The 15,242-nt window shown below is 60.8% G+C and carries 16 protein-coding genes; 10 read left to right on the top strand and 6 right to left on the bottom strand.

The features are described 5' to 3' along the window. The first annotated feature begins 424 nt into the window (after window positions 1-424). The 3 genes from ABFB52_RS08435 to ABFB52_RS08425 all read left to right on the top strand — a co-directional run bounded on the left by ABFB52_RS08435 (window position 425) and on the right by ABFB52_RS08425 (window position 2,145). Entirely contained in the window at window positions 425-700 is a 276-nt protein-coding gene (locus ABFB52_RS08435; protein ID WP_007956561.1) for a hypothetical protein, read from the top strand. Window positions 701-949: 249 nt separating this feature from the next. Beyond that, window positions 950-1,549 carry a papain-like cysteine protease family protein gene (locus ABFB52_RS08430; RefSeq protein ID WP_108560165.1) on the top strand — a complete coding sequence of 200 codons (600 nt, stop codon included), beginning with the start codon at window positions 950-952 and terminating at the stop codon, window positions 1,547-1,549. Beyond that, window positions 1,546-2,145, top strand: coding sequence for a hypothetical protein (locus tag ABFB52_RS08425; RefSeq protein ID WP_129972831.1), 600 nt, complete (start codon window positions 1,546-1,548; stop codon window positions 2,143-2,145). The genes ABFB52_RS08430 and ABFB52_RS08425 overlap by 4 nt, the downstream gene beginning before the upstream one ends. A gap of 63 nt (window positions 2,146-2,208) precedes the next feature. Here ABFB52_RS08425 and ABFB52_RS08420 read toward each other — a convergent pair whose 3' ends face one another. Then, the gene (locus ABFB52_RS08420; protein ID WP_102685998.1) at window positions 2,209-3,549 is read right to left on the bottom strand and encodes a DEAD/DEAH box helicase; all 1,341 of its coding nucleotides are present in this window, start codon (window positions 3,547-3,549) and stop codon (window positions 2,209-2,211) included. Between the two features lie 191 nt (window positions 3,550-3,740). Between ABFB52_RS08420 and ABFB52_RS08415 the strand changes: the two genes are divergently transcribed. Further along, on the top strand, window positions 3,741-5,039 hold the full coding sequence (locus tag ABFB52_RS08415) for a mechanosensitive ion channel family protein (RefSeq protein WP_085747182.1): 1,299 nt from the start codon (window positions 3,741-3,743) through the stop codon (window positions 5,037-5,039). Window positions 5,040-5,103: 64 nt separating this feature from the next. Here the strand turns inward: ABFB52_RS08415 and ABFB52_RS08410 are convergent, their stop codons facing one another. Next, complete coding sequence (locus ABFB52_RS08410; RefSeq protein ID WP_007956548.1) at window positions 5,104-5,745, bottom strand: hydrolase; 642 nt, start codon at window positions 5,743-5,745, stop codon at window positions 5,104-5,106. Window positions 5,746-5,914: 169 nt separating this feature from the next. Here ABFB52_RS08410 and ABFB52_RS08405 point away from each other — a divergent pair, with 169 nt between their 5' ends. Beyond that, window positions 5,915-6,820, top strand: coding sequence for a LysR family transcriptional regulator (locus tag ABFB52_RS08405; RefSeq protein WP_085605645.1), 906 nt, complete (start codon window positions 5,915-5,917; stop codon window positions 6,818-6,820). Here the strand turns inward: ABFB52_RS08405 and ABFB52_RS08400 are convergent. The 3 genes from ABFB52_RS08400 to ABFB52_RS08390 form a co-directional block, all read right to left on the bottom strand. Then, complete coding sequence (locus ABFB52_RS08400; protein WP_129972832.1) at window positions 6,765-7,646, bottom strand: carboxylate/amino acid/amine transporter; 882 nt, start codon at window positions 7,644-7,646, stop codon at window positions 6,765-6,767. The two genes, ABFB52_RS08405 and ABFB52_RS08400, sit on opposite strands and share 56 nt — an antisense overlap. A gap of 212 nt (window positions 7,647-7,858) precedes the next feature. Continuing rightward, entirely contained in the window at window positions 7,859-8,458 is a 600-nt protein-coding gene (locus ABFB52_RS08395) for an FMN-dependent NADH-azoreductase (protein WP_085747183.1), read from the bottom strand. 160 nt (window positions 8,459-8,618) lie between these two features. Then, window positions 8,619-8,933 (bottom strand): hypothetical protein, encoded by a 315-nt coding sequence (locus tag ABFB52_RS08390; RefSeq protein WP_011332961.1) that lies wholly within the window; start codon window positions 8,931-8,933, stop codon window positions 8,619-8,621. A 49-nt stretch (window positions 8,934-8,982) separates the two neighbouring features. Between ABFB52_RS08390 and ABFB52_RS08385 the strand changes: the two genes are divergently transcribed. The 5 genes from ABFB52_RS08385 (at window position 8,983) to aqpZ (ending at window position 14,097) form a co-directional block, all read left to right on the top strand. Beyond that, entirely contained in the window at window positions 8,983-9,906 is a 924-nt protein-coding gene (locus ABFB52_RS08385; RefSeq protein ID WP_011332960.1) for a LysR family transcriptional regulator, read from the top strand. Between the two features lie 14 nt (window positions 9,907-9,920). Then, window positions 9,921-10,724 (top strand): alpha/beta hydrolase, encoded by an 804-nt coding sequence (locus ABFB52_RS08380; RefSeq protein WP_129972833.1) that lies wholly within the window; start codon window positions 9,921-9,923, stop codon window positions 10,722-10,724. 3 nt (window positions 10,725-10,727) lie between these two features. Further along, the gene (locus ABFB52_RS08375) at window positions 10,728-11,291 is read left to right on the top strand and encodes a peptidylprolyl isomerase (protein ID WP_102685996.1); all 564 of its coding nucleotides are present in this window, start codon (window positions 10,728-10,730) and stop codon (window positions 11,289-11,291) included. An 89-nt stretch (window positions 11,292-11,380) separates the two neighbouring features. Further along, window positions 11,381-13,213 carry an ABC transporter ATP-binding protein gene (locus tag ABFB52_RS08370; RefSeq protein ID WP_102685995.1) on the top strand — a complete coding sequence of 611 codons (1,833 nt, stop codon included), beginning with the start codon at window positions 11,381-11,383 and terminating at the stop codon, window positions 13,211-13,213. A gap of 188 nt (window positions 13,214-13,401) precedes the next feature. Then, the gene (aqpZ, locus tag ABFB52_RS08365; RefSeq protein WP_129972834.1) at window positions 13,402-14,097 is read left to right on the top strand and encodes an aquaporin Z; all 696 of its coding nucleotides are present in this window, start codon (window positions 13,402-13,404) and stop codon (window positions 14,095-14,097) included. 15 nt (window positions 14,098-14,112) lie between these two features. On the opposite strand, the gene ABFB52_RS08360 is transcribed toward aqpZ, so the two are convergent. After that, the gene (locus tag ABFB52_RS08360) at window positions 14,113-15,237 is read right to left on the bottom strand and encodes a GNAT family N-acetyltransferase (protein WP_102717542.1); all 1,125 of its coding nucleotides are present in this window, start codon (window positions 15,235-15,237) and stop codon (window positions 14,113-14,115) included. Window positions 15,238-15,242 lie beyond the last annotated feature (5 nt).

The raw sequence follows: 15,242 nt of genomic DNA, 5'->3' as shown, positions 1-15,242 counted from the left end.
AGCAAGTTGATCGGCAAAATCGACAGGCAAAGCGGTCCCTACCCGGCGAAAACACCAGCGCCGGCAGAGTGCGAAACTGAATAAGGGGATGCAGGCGCGTTTGAGTGAGAACTGCCCAAGCGTTGCGTAACGATCGCGAAACCCGCCGCGAAAAGTCTGTTCGATCCCTCGAAACCACACACTGATATCAATGTGACAGCCTGATGGTAGGTTGCCATCATTCTGACGTCAACAACCCGTTACGCAGCATTTTCGACAACCGCTCTAGAACGAAGCTTTGCGCGACGATGATGATTTTTTGGCGTAAATGGCGACTCGTTAGTCAGACGATTTGAGGCTGTTTTCGCAGCAAACCTCTGAACTTTTCACCGGGCACAGCCCTCAACCGGTTAACCCGCCTTAACCGGAACTGAGGCCTGCCCCCATGAAAACCCTGCTCAAGCTCACCCTCGCTGCCACGCTCGCCTGCGCCCTGCCCGTCTGGGCCTGTACGCCGGAGGAAGCCACCGCCAAACGCGAGCAACTGGCCAAGGAAGTCGCGAAGCTCACAGAGCAAAACCCGACAAAGGCCAAGGAGATCAACGCCGAGTTGCAGAAAATGGACCTGGGCACTGCCTCCGCCGACCTCCCGGACAAATGCCAGTTGATCGATCAGCGCTTGAAGGAACTGGGTTCGGCCGAGAAGAAAACCGAGGGATAACACTCGCTCAGACAACGGCAGGCTTTGGCATCTATCAGGCTGGATCGATACCAGAGCCTGCTTTCTTTTGTCCGGAAATTTGCATTAGTGCATTTTGTTATTTGCACAAATGCATATTCACACCTAGGGTTACCCCGAGCCTGATCGGAACCGGCCATCGGAGATGGCAACCCTTGAACACCGATCACTCGGCAATAGCGTTATCCCGCAAACGCGGAACGTTTGTTTTCATTCATGGAGGATTGAAAAATGTTAACCACTGAAACAACGGCATTCACTGGCAACACCCTGCCCGAATGTCTGATCGGCCATCTGCTCGACCCGCAACTGGTCGAGGTCGAAGCGGCTGTACAAAACCGTGCCTTGGCGGCCGCCAGCCTGAACTTCACCATGCAGCAACAGACACAGACCAACTGGTGCTGGGCTGCGGCTTCCGCCTCGGTCGGCAATTACTACGGCACCGGGTCCTGGACCCAATGCGCCGTTGCCAGCGCCGCGCTGGATCGCAATTGCTGCAATCAACCGGGGCCGTGCAACGTCTACGGCTATCTGGACGTCGCGCTGAAGATCACCCGCAGTTTCAACGGCATGAATTCGGGCTCGCTGCAAATGTCGGCCATCCAGAACCAGATCAACATGGGCCGCCCGATCGGCCTGCGTTGCGCCTGGTACGGCGGCGGTGCGCACTTTCTGGCGATCTACGGCACTAACGGCAATTACGTGCTGGTTGCGGATTCGATCTACGGCTATTCGACCCGCGCGCTGAGTGCCTTCCCCGGTTCCTACAATGGCGGCGGCAACTGGACTCACACTTACTTCACGGCGAAAAACCAGGGGGCGGCATCATGAAACTGACTTATCCAAAAGCGCCTTCCAACGGCGTACAGACCTTGCGTCCGGCCCTGCAGGCCGCGTTGCAGACCCAGGGTTTTGGCGTCAATCGCCAGTTCGGCAGTGCAGCGCCCGCCGGGATCAGCCTCAGCGAGGCCTATCGCGGCTACTCGCTCAGTCTCGACGACCTGAACCAGGGCAAAGGCCTGAAAAACGCCCGAGTGGGTGACTGGCATTACCTGGTGTTTTCCGGCGGGGTATCGATTGCCGATGCGCAATTGGCCGAAGTACGCGGTCACGTCGAGTTTGCCTCGTTGAACCACGGCAATCTGGCGAGCGCCACGGTCGATGCGCTGAAACTGGCCGAGCAATCGCCGCAGCTGAAGGGCAAAACCGTTGAACTGCGGATGTTGTTTGTTTCTGCGCTGCACCTTGTGGCGATCTGGCTGCACGCGGCGGGTGAAGATGTGCTGATCCCGATCGAGCCGACGCCCAAGGAGTCGGCGCTGCCCGGGCTGTACAGCGAGGCAGCCCTGCTCGCGCAGCTCAAACCGATAGCCGATCAGGCCAAGCGGCGCTTTGATGCCGACACCACTGGCCTGCTGGGCAGTTGATAAACCCTGGCGATAAAAAAACCCGGACCATGTCCGGGTTTTTCTTTGCCTGCCTGAAACGACTTACTCAGCCGCCGGCGCTTCCGGCTTGCGGCGCTTGAGCGGAGCCATGCCATCGCTGCTCACCAGAGAGTCTGGTTTCGGACGATTAGCGTTCTTGCGCTTGGTCGGGGTCTTGGCGGCGGTTTTCTTCTTGTCGCCCTTGGCGTCGGTCTTTTTCTTCTTCACGCCGACGGCCTTGCCCGAGGCCTTGACCTTTTTCGGTCCGCCGTAGGTGCCCTTGACTTCCTTGATGGTACGGCGCTCGAAGCTCTGCTTCAGATAGCGCTCGATGCTCGACATCAGGTTCCAGTCGCCGTGGCAGATCAGCGAGATCGCCAGACCGTCGTTGCCTGCACGGCCGGTACGACCGATGCGGTGCACGTATTCGTCGCCGCTGCGTGGCATGTCGAAGTTGATCACCAGATCCAGGCCGTCAACGTCCAGACCACGGGCCGCCACGTCGGTAGCCACCAGGATCTTCACGCCGCCCTGCTTCAGACGGTCGATCGCCAGCTTGCGATCCTTCTGGTCTTTCTCGCCGTGCAGCACGAACGCCTTGTATTCCTGGGCGACGAGGCGACCGTAGATGCGGTCGGCCATGGCCCGGGTGTTGGTGAAGACGATGGCCTTCTGGTAGGTCTCGTTGGCCAGCAGCCAGTTCACAATCTGTTCTTTGTGCTGGTTGTGGTCGGCGGTGATGATCTGCTGACGGGTGGTGTCGTTCAGCTGGCTGACCGCGTTGAGCTGCAGGTGCTCAGGGTTGTTCAGCACCTTGGCGATCATCTCGCGCAGGCCGGAACCGCCGGTGGTGGCGGAGAACAGCATGGTCTGCTGACGGTTCGGGCATTCGTCGACCAGACGCTGCACGTCTTCGGCAAAACCCATGTCGAGCATGCGGTCGGCTTCGTCGAGCACCAGCACTTCGACTTCTTTGAGGTCGAGGTTGCCAGCGTTCAGTTGCTCGATCATCCGGCCCGGGGTGCCGATCAGGATGTCCGGCACCTTGCGCAGCATGGCAGCCTGGACCTTGAAGTCTTCACCGCCGGTGATCAGGCCGGACTTGATGAAAGTGAACTGCGAAAAGCGCTCGACTTCCTTCAGGGTCTGCTGGGCCAGCTCGCGGGTCGGCAGCAGGATCAGGGTCTTGATGCTGACGCGGATCTTGGCCGGGCCGATCAGGCGGTTGAGGATCGGCAGGACGAAAGCGGCGGTCTTGCCGCTACCGGTTTGCGCCGTCACCCGCAGGTCACGCCCCTGAAGCGCCAGCGGAATGGCCGCGGCTTGCACAGGCGTTGGCTCGACAAATTTCAGCTCGGCCACGGCTTTGAGCAGGCGTTCGTGCAGGGCGAATTGGGAAAACACGGGTGCTACCTCGAAGATATGCAAAAAATCAGCTGCATAGGTTACCGGTTTCGAGCGCTCAGGCCGAGTTTCTTTATGAAATACGCCGTAATCAGTGGCTTTTTTGTTGCTCGATTTGTCTCCAACGGTAATACACAGCGTCTTAAATGCTCTAATCGCCCGTCGCGTCTTACAGAAGAATCGTCTCTCTCATGGATTTCAAACAGCTCTGGCTCAACGCCCAAGACCTCTGGGGTACCCTCGAACAGCACCCGCTCCTGCACGCCGGCCTGGCTTTGCTCCTGCTGCTGGTGATCGCGCTGGTCCTCGGACGAGTGGCGCGCTACCTGATCCTGCATGCCAGTCGCATGCTCGGTCGCCAGCCCGCGCTGCACTGGATCAATGACTTTCGGCATAACAAGGTGTTTCAGCGTCTGGCGCAGATGACGCCGTCGCTGGTGATCCAGTTCGGCCTGCATCTGGTGCCGGAACTGAGCAAGACCGCCATGGTGTTCCTCGGCAACGTCGCGCTGGCGTTCACCATTCTTTTCCTGCTGCTGTCGGTCAGCGCCCTGCTCAATGCCCTGCTGGACATCTACGCCCGCACCGAACACGCCCGCACCCGCTCGATCAAGGGTTATGTGCAACTGGCAAAAATGGTTCTGTACGTGTTCGGCGCGATCATCATCGTCGCCACCCTGATCGACCGTTCGCCGCTGTTGCTGCTGTCCGGTCTGGGTGCGATGTCGGCGGTGATCCTGTTGGTCTATAAGGACACCCTGCTGTCGTTCGTCGCCAGCGTACAGCTGACCAGCAACGACATGCTGCGGGTCGGCGACTGGATCGAAATGCCGCAGGTCGGCGCCGATGGCGACGTGGTCGACATCACCCTGCACACGGTCAAGGTGCAGAACTTCGACAAGACCATCGTCTCGATCCCGACCTGGCGCCTGATGTCCGAGTCGTTCAGAAACTGGCGCGGCATGCAGCAGTCCGGCGGACGGCGGATCAAGCGCAGCCTGTTCATCGACGCCAGCGGTGTGCGGTTCATCCGCGACGATGAAGAAGAAAAACTCTCCCAGGTGCACCTGCTGACCGCCTACATGGGCCGCAAGAAAGCCGAGCTCAAAGCTTGGAATGAGGCGCAGGGCAACGTCGCGGCGATGTCGGCCAACCGCCGGCGCATGACCAACATCGGCACCTTCCGCGCTTACGCGCTGGCCTATCTGAAGAGCCACCCGGAGATCCAGCCGAACATGACCTGCATGGTCCGCCAGATGCAGACCACGGCCCAGGGCATTCCGCTGGAAATCTACTGCTTTACCACCACCACGGTGTGGGCCGATTACGAGCGGATCCAAGGGGATATTTTCGATTACCTGCTGGCGGTGCTGCCGGAGTTCGGGCTGAGCCTGTATCAGCAGCCGAGCGGTGGGGATTTGCGTTCCGGGATATTGCCGGCAGTCCTTGGCGCGAGCCATATTCCAGAAGCTGAAAAACATCTGATGTAGGGCTTTCTTGAACGCAACAAAAAAGACGCAACCCAGTTGCGTCTTTTTTTGTCCTGCCGATTTATCAGGCCTGCCGCTGCGGTGCCTTGTGCACCATGGTGTAGGCGTAATCGACGCCCATGCCGTACGCGCCGCTGTGTTCCAGCACCAGGTCCATTACCGCCTGATACGTGTCTTTGTGCGCCCAGTCACGCTGGTATTCGAGCAGCACTTGCTGCCAGGTCACCGGTACTGCGCCCGCCTGAATCATCCGCTGTACCGACATGTCGTGGGCTTCCTTGGTAGTGCCGCCGGAAGCATCGGTGACGATGTACACCTCGTAGCCTTCCGCCAGGGCTTCCAGGGCCGGGAAGGTCAGGCAGACCTCGGTCCACAGCGCGGCGATGATCAGCTTCTTGCGCCCGGTGGCCTTCACTGCGTCAACCAGCGCCTTGTCTTCCCAGGAGTTCATCGAGGTGCGTTCGATCGGCTTCTGCTCAGGGTGTACCGCCAGCAGCTCCGGCCAGATGTAGCCGCTGAAGCTTTCGGTTTCGACCGAGGTGTAGATGGTCGGCACGTTGAAGATCTTGGCAGCCTTGGCCAGGCCGACGGTGTTGTTCTTCAGGGTCTGACGGTCGATCGACTGCACGCCGAAAGCCATTTGCGGCTGGTGGTCGATCAGGATCAGGGCGGAGTTGGTTGGGTTCAGCAGTTCACGGATAGACATGGCGCGTTCCTTTTGATGTCGATTCAAAGTTCGATTGGGTATTGGGTGAGTCGAGGCGTTTTGCCGTCTGCGGCGTTGTTGTCTCGGCTTGGATGTCACTTTAGGGGCTAGCTGATAAAGGGACAATTCCCTAAAATAGAGAATCATTGATTCTAAAAAAGGGACAATCATGGATCGCATCGAATGCATGCGCGCCTTCGTGGTGACGGTCGGCGAAAACGGCTTTGCAGCCGCCGCCCGGGCCATGGACGTGCCCCGCTCGAAAGTCAGCAAACAGATTCAGGCACTGGAAGAAGCCATCGGTGTGCAGCTGCTGCAACGCACCACCCGCAGCCTGCACCTCACCGAAGCCGGCGCCGAGTATTTCGAAGCGGCGCGGGAAGTGATTGCGGCACTGGACGAGGCCGAGCAGCGGGCGCGAGACGGGGTGGGTGAATTGCGCGGGGTGTTGCGGGTCAACGCACCGATGTCGTTCGGCTTGCGGCGCTTGGGCAAGCTGATTCCGCTGTTCCACGAGCAGCACCCGAACATCGAGCTGCAACTGGTGCTCAGCGACCAGCAGGTCGATCCGGTGCGCGGCGGGTTCGACGTGACCATCCGCATCGCCAGCCTGCCCGACTCGACCATGATCGCCCGGCAACTGGCGCCTGCTCCGCGAATCATGGTCGCCTCCCCCGCTTACCTCGAGCGTGCGGGCACGCCGCAGACCCCGCAGGATCTGCGCTCACATCAATGCTTGAACTACGGCTATCTGCAGAGCGGGGTCAGCCTGCAACTGTGCAACGGCAAGGAGACCCAGCGCGTCAACGTCACTGGCCCGTTGCACGCCAACAACGGCGACCTGCTGGCGCAAGCGGCCGAGGCCGGCATGGGCATTGCGCTGCTGCCGGACTTCATCGTCGAAGAAGCACTGGCGGCCGGGCGACTGGTGCCGGTGCTGTGCGAATGGCAAGCCCCGGCAATCACCATCAACGCGGTGTATTCGTCAGCGCGGCGGGTGCCGCAGAAGACCCGGGCGTTTATCGAGTTTCTGGTGGGGCAACTGGCGCCGGCTTGCGAATCCCCAACCGGCTGATCCACACCGCCGCCAGAATCACGCTGCCACCGAGGAACAACCGCCCGAGTTCTTCATGCTGATTCCAGATCAGCAGGTTCAGCAGCAACCCAACCGGCACGTGCAGGTTGTTCATCACCGCCAGCGTGCCGCCGTTGACCAGGCACGCGCCCTTGTTCCACCAATACAAACCGAGTGCGGTGGAGACCAGACCAAGGAACACCAGCACGCCCCATTGCAGCGGTGCTTCGGGCAGGAAGTTGGATTTACCGAACAGCAGGAACGCCGGCAGCGCCACCGCCAGTGCGCCGAGGTAGAAGAAACCGAAACGTCGGTAGTGCGGCAGATCGCTCGGGTGTTTCGCCACCAGATGTTTGTACAGCACCTGCCCGGCGGCGTAGGTGAAGTTGGCCAGTTGCAGCAGCAAAAAGCCCATGAAGAAGTCCGGGTTGATCCGGTCGTAGCGAATCACCGCCGCGCCGGCGACCGCCACCAGTGCCGCGATCAGCGCCCACGGGTTGAAGCGTCGGTTGAGCGCGTCTTCGATCAGCGTCACATGCAATGGCGTGAGGATGGTGAACAGCAGCACTTCCGGCACCGTCAGCACGCGGAAGCTCAGATACAGGCAGACGTAGGTCACGCCGAACTGCAACGCGCCGATCAGCAACATGCCGCGCATGAACGCCGGCTCCGCCGAACGCCAGCGGGTCAGCGGGATGAACACCAGCCCGGCCAGCACCACCCGCACCAGCACCGCGAAGTAGCTGTCGACATGACCGGCCAGGTATTCGCCGATCAAACTGAAGGAAAACGCCTGGATCAGCGTGACAAAAAGTAGATAGCCCATGCTCGCCTCGATTTCGAATGGCGGCGACGATAGCGTTTTTTGCCGGCCATCGCTAAATCCCGGGCAAAAAAAAGCCCGATCTCGCTAAAGCGTTCAATCGGGCTACAGCACTCAGGAGCAACAAGTGCAAAGGGAGGTTCGATGCGCGTAGAGCCTTGAAGGGGTTGCGCCAAGTCACTAGAACAATCGGCGATTATCTGGCGATTAACATATCAAGCGACCTGGGACAGTTTGGCGTTGGCCTGGTTGAGGCCTTTCTCCTGGAAGTCGCCGCCCAGGTTCATGCCTTCGGCGTGGATGAAGGTCACGTCGTGGATGCCGATGAAACCCATCACCTGACGCAGGTACGGTTCCTGATGATCCGCCGGGCCGCCGGCATAGATCCCGCCGCGAGCGGTCAGCACGTAGGCACGCTTGCCGCTCAGCAGACCTTGCGGGCCGGTTTCGGTGTACTTGAAGGTCACGCCGGCACGCAGTACGTGGTCGAGCCAGGCTTTCAGGGTGCTCGGGATGGCGAAGTTGTACATCGGCGCCGCCATCACCAGCACGTCGGCTGCCAGCAATTCATCGGTCAATTCGTTGGAACGGTCCAGCGAGGCCTGTTCGCTGTCGTTGCGCTGCTCGGCGGATTTCATCCAGCCGCCCAGCAGGTTGATGTCCAGGTGCGGCACCGGGTTCACGGCGAGGTCACGTACGGTGATCTGATCGGCCGGATGCGCCGCTTTCCACTGGCTGATGAAGGTCTGGGTCAGTTGACGGGAAACCGAGTCTTGCTGGCGGGCGCTGCTTTCGATGATCAGAACGCGGGACATGTTGTGTAGCCTCCATCCGAGAATGTTGTAAGTCGATGGAGTGAAGGTTAAACAGTGTCGTATCGATGAAAAAGCGCAAATAATTGCTGCAAAGCATCGAAAAATTCGTTTAGATGCAAGCCATACCCTGTGGGAGCCCGCCCCCCACAGGGCCGTGACGCTATTTCGGGGTGCAGCTCAGTTTGATGCGCAGCTTGATGATGGTCCGGGTGAACTTGGCCGTGGCGTTTTTATGCTTGCCCGCGGCCACTTCGATGTTGCGGGTGCGCGGCGCTTCCGGGCCGTTGGTGAACACCACCTTGCAGGTCGCGTCGACGTCGCCGTAGTTGTTGACCTGGATGGAGCCGATGTCGTTATCGGTGTCGAACGCGTTGTAGTCGATCTTCAGGCCGTTGAGGTCCTTTTCCACATCGATCGGGTACGCAAACGCAGTCAGCGGAAGCAGCGCCAGCAACACACAACAGAATTTTTTCATTCGGCAGTCTCCATGAGGGACCGCCAGCTTAGGACAAGAGGAGCTATTGATGAAAGCGCCCCGCGTGACCCTTGATCAATGGCGAACGTTGCAGGCCGTGGTCGACCACGGCGGATTCGCCCAGGCCGCCGAGGCCCTGCATCGCTCGCAATCGTCGGTGAGTTACACCGTCGCCCGCATGCAGGATCAGCTCGGCGTGCCGCTGTTGCGCATCGATGGACGCAAGGCTGTGCTGACCGAAGCCGGCGGCGTGTTGCTGCGCCGCTCGCGCCAACTGGTGAAACAGGCCAGCCAGCTGGAAGACCTCGCCCATCACATGGAGCAGGGTTGGGAAGCCGAAGTGCGGCTGGTGGTCGACGCCGCCTACCCGAGCGCCCGTATCGTGCGCGCGTTGACCGCTTTCATGCCGCAGAGTCGCGGCTGCCGGGTGCGGCTGCGTGAGGAAGTGTTGTCGGGCGTCGAAGAAGTGCTGCTCGAAGGCGTGGCCGACCTGGCCATCACCGGGCTGAGCATTCCCGGTTACCTTGGCGCGGAATTGAGCGATGTCGAATTTGTCGCCGTCGCCCATCCTGATCATGCGCTGCACCGGCTCAACCGCGAACTGAGCTTTCAGGACCTGGAAACCCAGATGCAAGTGGTGATCCGCGACTCCGGCCGCCAGCAACCCCGGGACGTTGGCTGGCTCGGCGCCGAACAGCGCTGGACCGTCGGCAGTCTCGCCACGGCTGCGACGTTCGTCAGCAGTGGCCTGGGATTCGCCTGGCTGCCACGCCACATGATCGAGCGGGAACTGAAAGACGGCTCGCTCAAGCTGCTACCGTTGGACAGAGGCGGCAATCGCAACTCCAGTTTCTATCTGTATTCGAACAAGGACAAACCCTTGGGCCCAGCGACGCAAATCCTCATCGAACTGCTGCGCACCTTCGACACCCTGCCGCTGGACGCACCGTTCGCCGCCCCCGAACAAGCCTGACACGGAGTTCACCGATGGCGTATTTCGAGCATGAAGGTTGCAACCTGCACTACGAGGAATATGGCCACGGCGATCCGTTGCTGCTGGTTCACGGTCTGGGCTCCAGCACCCTGGACTGGGAAATGCAGATTCCCGCACTGGCCGCACATTACCGGGTGATCGTCCCGGACGTGCGCGGTCACGGTCGCTCCGACAAGCCCCGCGAGCGCTACAGCATCGCCGGCTTCAGTGCCGACATCGTTGCCCTAATCGAACACCTGAAGCTTGGCCCGGTGCACTACGTCGGGCTGTCCATGGGCGGCATGATCGGCTTCCAGTTCGCTGTCGATCAGCCCCGGATGCTCAAGAGCCTGACCATCGTCAACAGTGCCCCCGAGGTCAAGTTGCGCAGCCGCGACGATTACTGGCAGTGGTTCAAGCGCTGGAGCCTGATGCGCCTGCTCAGTCTCGCCACCATCGGCAAGGCCCTTGGCGCCAAGCTGTTCCCCAAACCGGAGCAGGCGGATTTGCGTCAGAAGATGGCCGAACGCTGGGCAAAAAACGACAAACGTGCTTATCTCGCCAGCTTCGATGCGATTGTTGGCTGGGGGGTTCAGGAACGACTTTCCCGGGTCACCTGTCCAACCCTCGTCGTCAGCGCCGACCGGGACTACACCCCCGTTTCGCTGAAAGAAACCTATGTCAGACTGCTGCCCGATGCGCGGCTGGTGGTGATCGCCGATTCGCGCCACGCCACTCCGCTCGATCAGCCCGAACGCTTCAATCAAACGCTGCTGGAGTTCCTCGCCACAGCCGATAATCACCCTCAGGATCACTGACCCATGCTGAAAAAACTCGCCCTCGCCGCCGGCACCGTGCTGTTCGCTGCCAACCTGATGGCTGCCACACCGGCAAAAGCGCCGCACGTGCTGCTGGACACCACCAACGGCCAGATCGAAATCGAGCTGGACCCGGTCAAGGCGCCGATCAGTACCAAGAACTTCCTCGAGTATGTCGACAGCGGTTTCTACAACAACACCATTTTCCACCGCGTGATCCCGGGCTTCATGGCCCAGGGCGGCGGCTTCACCCAGCAGATGCAACAGAAAGAAACCAAGGCGCCGATCAAGAACGAAGCCAGCAACGGCCTGCATAACGTTCGTGGCACCCTGTCGATGGCCCGTACTTCCAACCCGGATTCGGCCACCAGCCAGTTCTTCATCAACGTGGCCGACAACGCCTTCCTCGATCCGGGCCGTGACGCCGGTTACGCGGTGTTCGCCAAAGTGGTCAAGGGCATGGACGTGGTCGACATCATCGTCAACTCCCAGACCACCACCAAACAGGGCATGCAAAACGTGCCGGTCGACCCTGTGATCATCAAGTCGGCCAAGCGCATCGACTAAGCTTTACAGGGCATTATCGAGCGGCGCCGATTACCCATCGCGCCGCTCACACTGATAAAAGGAGAGCCCGTGCTCCGGGCGGTTATCTGATGCTCTATCGCCGTTTCGAACAACTGATCGACATATTCCGCGATGCCCCGACGGCATCCCCGCCGGACCGCGTTCTGCCCTTCTATACCTATTACCTGAAGCAGGTCTGGCCGAGCTTCGCCGCCCTGCTGATCGTCGGCCTGTTCGGTGCCTTGATCGAAGTGGCGCTGTTCAGTTACCTGAGCCGCATCATCGACCTCGCCCAGGGCACGCCGAACGCCGATTTTTTCAAGGTGCACGGCGCCGAACTGGCGTGGATGGCCGTCGTGGCATTGCTGCTGCGCCCCCTCTTCCTGGCCCTGCACGACATGCTGGTGCACCAGACCCTGAGCCCGAGCATGACCAGCATGATTCGCTGGCAGAACCACAGTTACGTGCTCAAGCAGAGCCTGAATTTCTTCCAGAACGACTTCGCCGGGCGCATTGCCCAGCGCATCATGCAGACCGGCAACTCGCTGCGCGATTCCGCCGTGCAGGCGGTGGATGCGTTGTGGCATGTGCTGATCTACGCGATCAGTTCGCTGGTGCTGTTCGCCGAGGCTGACTGGCGCCTGATGATCCCGCTGCTGACATGGATCGCGGCCTACGTCGGCGCACTCTATTACTTCGTACCACGGGTCAAGGACCGCTCGGTGGAAGCCTCAGACGCGCGCTCGAAACTGATGGGCCGGATCGTCGACGGCTACACCAACATCGCCACCCTGAAGCTGTTCGCCCACACCAACTTCGAACAGCATTACGCCCGCGAGGCGATCCAGGAACAGACCGAAAAAGCCCAACTAGCCGGCCGCGTAGTCACCAGCATGGACGTGGCCATCACCACCATGAACGGCCTGCTGATCGTCGGCACCACGGCGCTGGCCCTGTGGCTTTGGACGCAGTCGCTGATCAGCGTCGGCGCGATCGCCCTGGCCACCGGCCTGGTGATCCGCATCGTCAACATGTCCGGCTGGATCATGTGGGTGGTCACCGGCATTTTCGAAAACATCGGCATGGTCCAGGACGGTCTGCAGACCATCTCGCAACCGGTCAGCGTCACCGACCGGGAGCAGGCCAAACCGTTGGCCGTGGCCCGTGGCGAAGTGCGTTTCGAGCACGTGGATTTTCACTACGGCAAGAAGAAAGGCATCATCGGCGACCTCAACCTGACCATCAAACCCGGCGAGAAAATCGGCCTGATCGGCCCGTCCGGCGCCGGCAAGTCGACCCTGGTCAACCTGCTGCTGCGCCTCTACGATGTCGAGGGCGGGCGGATCCTGATCGACGGCCAGAACATCGCCGAAGTCGGCCAGGAAAGTCTGCGCGCGCGGATCGGCATGATCACTCAGGACACCTCGTTGCTGCACCGCTCGATCCGCGACAACTTGCTGTACGGCAAGCCCGACGCCACCGACGCCGAACTCTGGGAAGCGGTGCGCAAGGCCCGCGCTGATGAGTTCATTCCGCTGCTGTCGGATGCCGAAGGACGCACCGGATTCGACGCGCATGTCGGCGAACGCGGGGTGAAGCTGTCCGGTGGCCAGCGTCAGCGGATCGCGATTGCGCGGGTGCTGCTCAAGGACGCGCCGATTCTGATCATGGACGAAGCGACTTCGGCCCTGGACTCGGAAGTCGAAGCGGCGATTCAGGAAAGCCTGGAAACCCTGATGCAGGGCAAGACCGTGATCGCCATCGCCCACCGCCTTTCGACCATTGCCCGCATGGACCGACTGGTGGTGCTGGAGAACGGCAAGATCGCCGAAAGCGGCAACCATGCCGAACTGCTGGCCCATGGCGGATTGTATGCGCGGCTGTGGGCGCACCAGACCGGAGGGTTTGTCGGCATCGACTGATCCTGCGTCAAAACGCAAAAAACCGCCAGAGCCCTTTAACCACGTGCTCTGGCGGTTTTTTATCGACTGCTGGAAATCCGCACAAACCCTGCTGTACTGAGCCAAGGCTCCGGAACGGAACCTGTCGTAAATCTGCAGGGAGCACCACTCGATGCAGTCTCGATAGCACGCCTATCAAGGACTCTGTCATGTCTCTGTTCAAACGTTCAGTCACTGAGTTGTTGGGTACGTTCTGGTTGGTGTTGGGCGGGTGCGGCAGTGCGGTCATCGCCGCGTCTTCACCTTTGGGAATCGGCGTGCTGGGGGTGGCCCTGGCGTTTGGTCTGACGGTGCTGACCATGGCGTTTGCCATCGGCCACATCAGCGGCTGTCACCTCAACCCGGCCGTGTCGGTCGGCCTGGTCGTCGGCGGTCGGTTCCCGGCCAAGGAGCTGCCCGCCTATGTCATCGCCCAGGTGATCGGCGGGATTCTGGCAGCGGCACTGCTCTACCACATCGCCAGCGGCAAGGAAGGTTTCGACATCGCCGCCGGCCTGGCCTCCAACGGTTATGGCGAGCACTCGCCGGGCAAATACTCGATGACGTCCGGCTTCGTCACCGAGCTGGTAATGACCGCCATGTTTGTGGTGATCATCCTCGGCGCCACCGACAAACGCGCCCCGGGAGGACTGGCACCGATCGCCATCGGCCTGGCCCTGACGCTGATCCACCTGATCTCGATTCCGGTGACCAACACCTCAGTCAACCCGGCCCGCAGCACGGGTCCGGCGCTGATGGTCGGCGGCTGGGCCATCGCCCAGTTGTGGATGTTCTGGGTCGCGCCACTACTCGGTGCGGTGGTTGGCGGCGTGCTCTATCGCTGGCTGGGCAAGGAAGACAGCTGAAGGTGTCGGCGAGGATCAGGCTTGCCGATACGGCAAGGCGCTCCTCGCCTCTTCGGCATAGGCCAGTACACCGGCGCGCTCCTGGTGCAGGAAGTCTTTGACCGCGGCTTTTAGACCGGGATGGCGCAGGTAATGCCAGGAATGGGTGATCACCGGTTCGAAGCCGCGAATCAGTTTGTGCTCGCCTTGGGCACCGGCATCGAAACGTTGAAATCCATTGGCAATCGCATAGTCCATGCCCTGATAGAAACAGGTCTCGAAGTGCAGCCGGTCGAACTCGGCCAGGCATCCCCAGTAGCGCCCGTAAAAACTGTCGCCGCCCACCAGACTGAACGCCATCGCCACCGGCCGTGAGCCCTGCCGGGCCAGCACCACGCGGATCGATTCCGGCATGCGCTCGGCCAGCAGGCTGAAGAATTCGCGGGTCAGATATGGTGCCTGCCGACGCACCGCGTAGGTGTTGGCATAACAGGCATAGACGAAATCCCACTGCGCCTCGTCCAGCTCCCGGCCTTCCAGCCATTCGAACTCGAAGCCCTGCCCCGCCACTTGCTCGCGCTCTTTACGCATCTGCTTGCGCTTGCGCGAGGCAAGCACGTCGAGGAAATCCTGAAAGTCGCGGTAGCCGCGATTCTGCCAGTGGTACTGACAGCCGATGCGTTGCAGCCAGCCCGGCTGCTCGGCCATGGCGGCATCGGTGAACGCGTCGGTGAAATTGATGTGGGCGCTGGAGAGCTCTTCGATTTCCAGATACCCCGGCAGGCTCTTGAGCAGCTCGAATCCGTCCTCGACATTCGCTGCCAGCAACCGTGGACCGCTGACCGGACTGAATGGCACCGCGCTCAAAAACTTGGGGTAGTAATCGATGCCGGCCCGGGCGCAGGCATCGGCCCAGCCGTGATCGAACACGTATTCGCCGTAGGAATGCCACTTGCGATAACCGGGCAATGCGGCGATCACACTCCCCGCTTCGACGTGCAGCAAATGCTCCGCTTGCCAGCCCGTGTGCGGGCCGACGCTGCCGCTGTCCTCCAGCGAAGCCAGAAAGGCATGGCACAGAAACGGCTGGTTTTGCGGGACCAGAACATCCCAGTCGGACGCTGGAATTTCCGACAGTTTGTGCAGACGTTGCAGCGGCATTTTCC

The organism is Pseudomonas sp. 9.2(2024) (assembly GCF_039695385.1).
Lineage (GTDB): Bacteria > Pseudomonadota > Gammaproteobacteria > Pseudomonadales > Pseudomonadaceae > Aquipseudomonas > Aquipseudomonas paraglycinae.
The sequence above is the reverse complement of the archived record's forward strand: the minus strand, read 5'-3'. Positions and strand labels throughout refer to the sequence as shown.